Source organism: uncultured Rhodococcus sp. (genome assembly GCF_963525155.1).
In the GTDB taxonomy this organism is placed as follows: domain Bacteria; phylum Actinomycetota; class Actinomycetes; order Mycobacteriales; family Mycobacteriaceae; genus Rhodococcus_F; species Rhodococcus_F qingshengii.
On record NZ_CAURKP010000319.1, the window covers coordinates 1 to 3,216 of the forward strand.

Here is a 3,216-nt window from a genome sequence, read left to right on the forward strand (position 1 = left end):
CCGAGCGTGCTGGTCGGATACGGACCCGCGACCGAGAGACCGAGCCGCCGACGGAGCAAGATCACGCCGGACTCGCAATCCGCGGCGAATACCGAACGACAGCCCGCAACACCCGCGGCGCGGCGCGCGGCCCGCGAAGCCGGCATCGAACTGAGCGAAATCACCGGCAGCGGATTCGACGGCGCCGTCACCGCAGCTGACGTCGCAGACGCGCTTACCGTGCAGGCGCCTTCGGATAACGCGACACGCCTGGCCTCGTCCGGCATACGAAAACAGATGGCGTCGGCGATGGTTGCCAGCGTCCGCGCTCCGCAGGCCAGCGTCTTCCTCACCGCCGATGTCACGCCTTCGATGGAACTGCTCGGCAGGCTCCGTTCCTCGGAGGCGTTCACCGGACTGTCCCTCACTCCGCTGACTCTCGCTGCCAAGGCAATGGTGGCCGCCGTCGCCTCGCACCCGATGGTGAACGCGCATTGGGACGAGGCCCGCGGCGACGCCGCCGTCGACGATGACGTGAATCTCGGCATCGCCGTCGCCTCCGAACGTGGACTGTCCGTGCCCAACATCAAGAGCGCCCAGACCCTGAGCCTGGTCCAGCTCGCACGCGCGGTGACCGAACTGACCGTTGCTGCCCGTGAGGGAAAGACGGACGTCCGTCACCTGACGGGTGGCACCGTCACGATCACAAATGTCGGAGTCTTCGGCGTCGACGGCGGCATTCCGCTTCTCAATCCGGGAGAAGCCGTCATCCTCTGCCTGGGCTCGGTGAGCGAGCGTCCGTGGGTGATCGAGCGCAAGATCGAAGTGCGGAGCGTCGCGACACTGACGTTGACGTTCGACCACCGGGTACTCGATGGTGAGCAGGCCGCGAGATTCCTCTCATTTGTCGCACAGATGCTCGCGGACCCGGACCTGTTGCTGTCTCACCTGTAAAAAGGAACGAGTGAGCGTCAACCCCACCGACCGAGTAGTCCCCACCTCCGCCCTGGTACGCGCCCGGGCCGGCATCTTCGGCATCTTCGGCATCAACGGATTTCTGCTCGCGATGTGGGTCGTCCACATTCCGTCCATCGAACAACGTGTGGGAATCAGTCACTCGACGCTCGGCTCACTGCTTCTCCTTCTTGCTGTCGGAGCCATTGCCGGTATGCAATTGAGCGGTCCGCTCGCCGATCGATACGGCAGCAGGCGCATGGTCATCCTGGCGGGTAGCGGGCTGGCATTCGCCACTCTCGGCCCGGGATTTGCCACGAACACCTGGCAACTGGGCGCTGCACTTGTTGTATTCGGCTTCGCGAACGGCGCGTTGGACGTGTCGATGAACTCGCAGGCCGTCGAGGCCGAACAGTTGTACCGGCGCCCGATCATGGCGGCCTTTCACGGCATGTTCTCGGTCGGTGGCGTATTGGGCTCTGTCATCGGATTCGGCACTCTCGCACTGGATCTTCCGCCGTACGTCACGCTCAGCATCGCGTCGGCAATCGGCTTGCTGGCAGTCTGGTTGTGCTCGCGACCCCTTCTCCCTTACGTCGACGTGCATGCCGAAACCGCGTCGACTACCGGAAAGACACACGGCAGATTCTCGGCTCGCGTACTTGCCCTCGGAACCCTCGCCTTTGTTCTGATGCTGGCCGAGGGAGTGGCAAACGACTGGAGCGCGCTGCAGGTCAAGGAAGATCTCGGTGTTTCGAATGCCGTTGCCGCACTGTCGTTCGGCGCATTCTCCGCCATGATGACCGTCGGCCGGTTCACCGCGGATCGGATCAGCGCGGCGGTAGGCCCGGTGGCAGTGGTTCGCTACGGTGCGTTGCTGTCGTCCATCGGAATGCTGACCGTCGTGGTATCCGGCTGGCTACCACTGACGTTGCTCGGTTGGGCCCTGTTCGGCGCCGGCCTGTCGGGATGCATTCCGCAGATCTTCACCACGGCCGGAAATCTGGGCTCAGGTTCGGCCGGCACCAACATGTCTCGCGTCGTCGGCATGGGATACATCGGATTCCTCGCCGGTCCGGCAACCATCGGCTGGGTCACCAAGCTTGTGCCTCTCACCACAGCAATGTTGATCCCGTTTGCATGCGTCCTGGTCGCAGCGGGTTGTGCGGGTGTCGTTCGGCGCGATTCTCCGACCGCCTACAGACCTCACAGCTGATCCTCACGATCGGCACAGACTCAACAGGGATGCTGGTACTCGTGACCGTCTCGACCTCCACCCAGCACCCCGCTCCCTCCACAACCACTCGCTTCCTCGTCCTTGCCGCGATCGCCGTCGTAGCGCTGGGCGTCTTGTATTTCGTGCGACCCACCTCGCCCGGTTTGAGCGTCCCGGAACAGGTGCGCGCACTTGCCGAGTGGACGGTAGGCCGATTCGACGTCACCGCTGTACTCGCAGCCACTACCGCTCTGGCCGTCGTCTCGATGGTCCGCGGACTGCCATACGGCATCGGCGCGATCCTGCTCCTCGGAATGGGCGCCAATCTCACCAACGCGGCATTCGGTTCCTGGCTCCCCGATGTGCCCCAGGACCTATTGCCCAGCGGTCACGTCGCAGCGGCGACCGCGCTGTACTGCTCGGCGATCTTGATCTCCGCCCCGCAGTGGCGTCCGGTGGTCGCCGGGCTCGGATTCGTCGGAGTTGCTGCGATCGGTGCCAGCGCGCTCGCCGCCGAGCTGAGCGGCCTTTTCGGAGTGATAGCTGGCATTCTGATCACCCTGGTATGGGCCTGTGCCGCAGCCATTTTGATGGCACGATCGCCCATCGCCGCGAAACGTGAAGAGCTACGCCCGGATACGGCAGCCATCGCGTTCTCCAGGCACCGGAGCATCCGACTTTAGTCCTAAATCTTTGGGATTCAGAGATTTTCGCCGATAGCTCTCCCGCCACGGTTGGACATGACGTATGTTCTGAAATGTCCGAATCAAGTAGTTCCACAGCGAAGGAGTCTTTACCGTGAGCCTCGAAGATCTGAACCCGCTCGAACTGATCCAGAAGTTGATCGAACTACTTTCCGGCTTCTCTTCCGACCCCGAAACCCCCGAGGTTCCGTAAAACGTCGCCAGAGGCGCCTGTTCCGAGTTTCGTCTCGGACCAGGCGCCTTTGTCGTTTCAAGAAGTCGTTTCAGCACAAGAAGCCGTTTCAGCACAGGGACACGAAAAAGGCGCCCACTCGCGGTTACGAGTGGACGCCCCTTCCGAACTCGCGCGCTCCAGCGCCTTGA

At 63.1% G+C, this 3,216-nt stretch carries 3 protein-coding genes; all 3 read left to right on the forward strand.

Features of this window, described 5'->3' with window-relative positions; translation table 11 throughout:
• The coding region (locus tag RWT78_RS28870) for a 2-oxo acid dehydrogenase subunit E2 (RefSeq protein ID WP_314682838.1) at nt 1–933 on the forward strand (933 nt) is incomplete at its 5' end.
• 10 nt (nt 934–943) lie between these two features.
• Nucleotides 944–2,149 (forward strand): MFS transporter, encoded by a 1,206-nt coding sequence (locus RWT78_RS28875; RefSeq protein ID WP_314682842.1) that lies wholly within the window; start codon nt 944–946, stop codon nt 2,147–2,149.
• A 29-nt stretch (nt 2,150–2,178) separates the two neighbouring features.
• Entirely contained in the window at nt 2,179–2,832 is a 654-nt protein-coding gene (locus RWT78_RS28880) for a hypothetical protein (RefSeq protein ID WP_007726101.1), read from the forward strand.
• The last annotated feature ends 384 nt before the right edge of the window (nt 2,833–3,216 follow it).

Excerpts from the sequence above, each read along its gene's own strand:
- RWT78_RS28880 (WP_007726101.1), top strand. The coding sequence starts at position 2,179 with ATGCTGGTACTCGTGACCGTCTCGACCTCCACCCAGCACCCCGCTCCC.